Consider the following 3,454-nt stretch of genomic DNA (forward strand, 5'->3'; position numbering starts at 1 on the left):
CGACCGGTGTGTACGTGCTGCCCAAGCACCTGGACGAGAAGGTCGCCCGCCTCCACCTGGACTCCCTCGGCGTCAAGCTGACGACGCTGCGCCCGGAGCAGGCCGCGTACATCGGCGTCGAGGTCGAGGGTCCGTACAAGCCGGACCACTACCGCTACTGACCGCCCCCGAGCCGCGTCACCGCGTCTCGGCCAGGTCCGCAGAGGCAGGCCCCCGCACCCTCGTGCCGGGGGCCTGCCCCTTTGCCGGCCGGTCCGGTCCGGCCCTCACGCACCCGTCCGGCGCGTCACCCACCCCGGACCGACGTACCGCGGCGACCCGAGCCCGTCACGACCCAGGACCCCCATGCCCCGCGGCCGCTATTCGCTCCACGATCCGCACGATCACACCCCCCTCGGTGAAGAGCACTTCCAGTGCGCCCCCGGCCCGTCCGGCTGGCGCTATGTCTCCCGGCTGACGACCCCCGCCGGCGACCAGCGCGGTTCGGTCGATCTCGCCCTGGACGACCTCGGCCGTCCCATCCGCCTCGAACTCCACGCGGGCGGCTGGCAGGTACGCGGTGCCGCCCTCGACGGCGTCACCTGGGTCCGTACGGACCCCACCGGAACCCATGCCACCGAAGGCAATGTGCGCGCCCACGCCTTCACCGGCACGTCCCCCGCGTTCCTCGTCGCCACCGCTCGTCTCCTGCGCCTCACCCCCTCCTCCGCGACCCGCGTACGACTCGTCGCCCTCACGGACCCGGTCCTCGCCCCCCGCACCGTGGACCAGTCCTGGGCACTGGTGAACAGCGAAGCACACGCCACTGACAACGGCCCCCTGACCGTGGAGGAATACCAGGTCAGCGCCCTGGACACCGGCGAACAGCACACCGTCCACATCGCCGGCGACGTGGTCCTGGCCGCACCCGGGATCGAGCTGGAGGACCTGGAGTCACCGCCCTCGACGTTCCGCTGAGCAGCGGTCGTACGAGATCCGTCCCACGCGGGGGAGCCAGGAACTCATGCGGGGGAGCGGGGGACTTACGCGGGGGAGCCGGCAAGGCCGCGCTCCGCACCCGGCGTTACGCGGGCGGCGCGAACCCCGTGGCCGGCCGCTCGCCCGACCGCTCCCGCGGGACGGGCGCGACCGGCGGCACAGCGGGCGCCTCCGGCTGGACCGGCGCCGGGGCCCGCTCGGCACCCGGCCCCGCGTCCACCCGGGCCGCGAACGGGACTTGGCCCGCCACGGACCCGCCCGCACCGGACGCCTGCCCGGCCTGTCGCGCCTCCCGCGACTGACGCTCATGCACCACGGCGGCCAGGAAGACGGCCGGTGGAAGATCGACGGGCAGCGGAGCCCCCGTACGTGCCGCGAGATCACCGGCGAGCCGCTGCGCCATCTCCGCCGACACCCCGGGATCCAGCTGCCGCATCCGCGTCAGGTACTGCCGTACGGCCAGCCACAGCCCGTCCGGCACGGCCGACAGATCGAGACCGGTGAACCGCTGCGCGAGATGCGGCGGCGGAGGCGCGACAAGACCGGTCTGCCCCACCGGGATCCGCTCCCGCACGACGAGGGTCCCCGCGAACACGTCCCCGAGCCGCCGCCCCCGCGCCGAGACCAGCGACGCGATGGACGCGATCGTCCCGAACGTCATGAGGATCTCGACCACACCGATCGAGCCCCGCACCAGCGCGTGCCGGAACCGGATCGGCCCGCCGTCGTCCCGCACCACCCGAAGCCCCAGCGCCAGCTTCCCGAGCGAACGGCCGTGGCTCAGCGTCTCCACCGCGATCGGCACCCCGATGGGCACCAGCAGGAACGTCGCGATGCCCAGCGCCGTCTGCGCGGCACTGTCCAGGGAGGACGTCGACACCACGAGCACCATGGTGACCGCGATGTAGGTGACCATCGCCGCCGCCAGGTCGAGCAGTACGGCCAGCGCCCTGCTCGGAAACTTCGCCGGCAGCAGTTCGAGCGCCACCGCCTCGCCGGTCACCAGCTCGCTCACGCCCGCCCGTCCTTCCCCTGGTCCGCCCCTGAGCGGCAAGTCTGCCAAGCTGTGGGCGCATTGCGCGCCAGTACGACAAGCTGACAGCAAACACGATCATCGACGACGATCGGTCGGCGACCGGCCGAGGAGCAGGCAGACCCGATGGACCTGGACGTCTTCGTCTCCGCACACCGAGCCGAATGGGATCGCCTCGACACCCTGCTCAGCCGCCGGCGCCGCCTCGACGGCGCCGAGGCCGACGAACTCGTCACCCTCTACCAGCGCACCGCGACCCATCTCTCGCTGATCCAGTCCAGCGCGCCCGACCCGCAGCTGACCGGCCGGCTCAGCCAGCTCGTGGCCCGCGCGCGCAGCGCCGTCACCGGTGCCCGCACCGCCTCCTGGCGCGATGTGACCCGCTTCCTGACCCGGGGTTTCCCGGCCGCCGTCTATCGCGCGCGCCGCTGGTGGATCCCCACGGCACTTCTCTCCACGGCCATCGCGATCCTCCTGGGCTGGTGGATCGGCGCCCACCCGGAGGTGCAGTCCTCCATCGCCGCCCCCGCCCAGCTGCGCCAGATGACCCGTCCCGGCGGTGAGTACGAGACCTACTACTCCAGCCACCCGGCGGCCTCCTTCGCCGCCCAGGTGTGGACGAACAACGCCAAGGCGGCCGCGATGTGCCTGGTCCTGGGCGTCTTCCTGGGGCTGCCGGTCCTGTGGATCCTCTTCGAGAACATGCTCAACCTCGGTGTCGGCTTCGGCCTGATGTCCTCCGCCGGCCGCCTCGACACCTTCCTCGGCCTGGTCCTGCCGCACGGCCTGCTGGAACTGACCGCGGTCTTCGTCGCCGCCGGTACGGGCCTGCGTCTGGGCTGGACTCTGATCGACCCCGGCCCCCGCACCCGGCGTGCCGCCCTCGCGGAGGAAGGACGGGCCGCGGTGGGCATGGCGATCGGCCTCGCCCTGGTGCTGTTCGTCTCCGGCGCCATCGAAGGGTTCGTGACACCGTCCGGACTGCCCACCTGGGCCCGTATCGGTATCGGTGTCGTGGCCGAGACGGCGTTCCTGACGTACGTCTACGTCCTCGGGGGGCGCGCGGTACGCGAGGGCGAGACGGGTGATCTCGACGCGGCGGACCGCAGTTCCTCCGTGCCCATCGCCGCATGATGTGCGTGCGGCCCCTCTGAGCTGCTAGTCTCCTCTTCGCCCACAAGAGCCGTTGACACGGGTCGTGTGGGGAGGTAGATTCAAACAGTTGCCTAGAACTGGACACGTCCGGTGGCGACCGCTAGGCTCTGCTAGCTTCCAAGAAGTCGCTATCGACATTCAAAAGAAGCATCCTCCCGATTACTCAGAAATGAGCGGCCGGTCAGACCGGCCAAGAACTTCTGATAAAGTCGGAACCGCCGGAAAGGGAAACGCGAAAGCGGAAACCTGGAAAGCACCGAGGAAATCGGATCGAGAAAAGATCTGATA

At 71.0% G+C, this 3,454-nt stretch carries 4 protein-coding genes; 3 read left to right on the forward strand and 1 reads right to left on the reverse strand.

The features are described 5' to 3' along the window. Together AB0N90_RS37515 and AB0N90_RS37520 are read left to right on the forward strand one after the other, a co-directional pair. Nucleotides 1-161 (forward strand): adenosylhomocysteinase (locus AB0N90_RS37515; RefSeq protein ID WP_365203968.1); only part of this gene is annotated, 161 nt, incomplete at its 5' end. 184 nt (nt 162-345) lie between these two features. Continuing rightward, entirely contained in the window at nt 346-957 is a 612-nt protein-coding gene (locus AB0N90_RS37520) for a hypothetical protein (protein ID WP_037664591.1), read from the forward strand. Between the two features lie 106 nt (nt 958-1,063). Here the strand turns inward: AB0N90_RS37520 and AB0N90_RS37525 are convergent, their stop codons facing one another. Then, nucleotides 1,064-1,993, reverse strand: coding sequence for an RDD family protein (locus tag AB0N90_RS37525; protein ID WP_365203964.1), 930 nt, complete (start codon nt 1,991-1,993; stop codon nt 1,064-1,066). A gap of 144 nt (nt 1,994-2,137) precedes the next feature. Here AB0N90_RS37525 and AB0N90_RS37530 point away from each other — a divergent pair, with 144 nt between their 5' ends. Continuing rightward, entirely contained in the window at nt 2,138-3,145 is a 1,008-nt protein-coding gene (locus AB0N90_RS37530) for a stage II sporulation protein M (RefSeq protein WP_365203966.1), read from the forward strand. Nucleotides 3,146-3,454 lie beyond the last annotated feature (309 nt).

Origin of the sequence: Streptomyces sp. NPDC093018, assembly GCF_040684035.1 — a bacterium.
Classification (GTDB): Bacteria; Actinomycetota; Actinomycetes; order Streptomycetales; family Streptomycetaceae; genus Streptomyces; species Streptomyces murinus.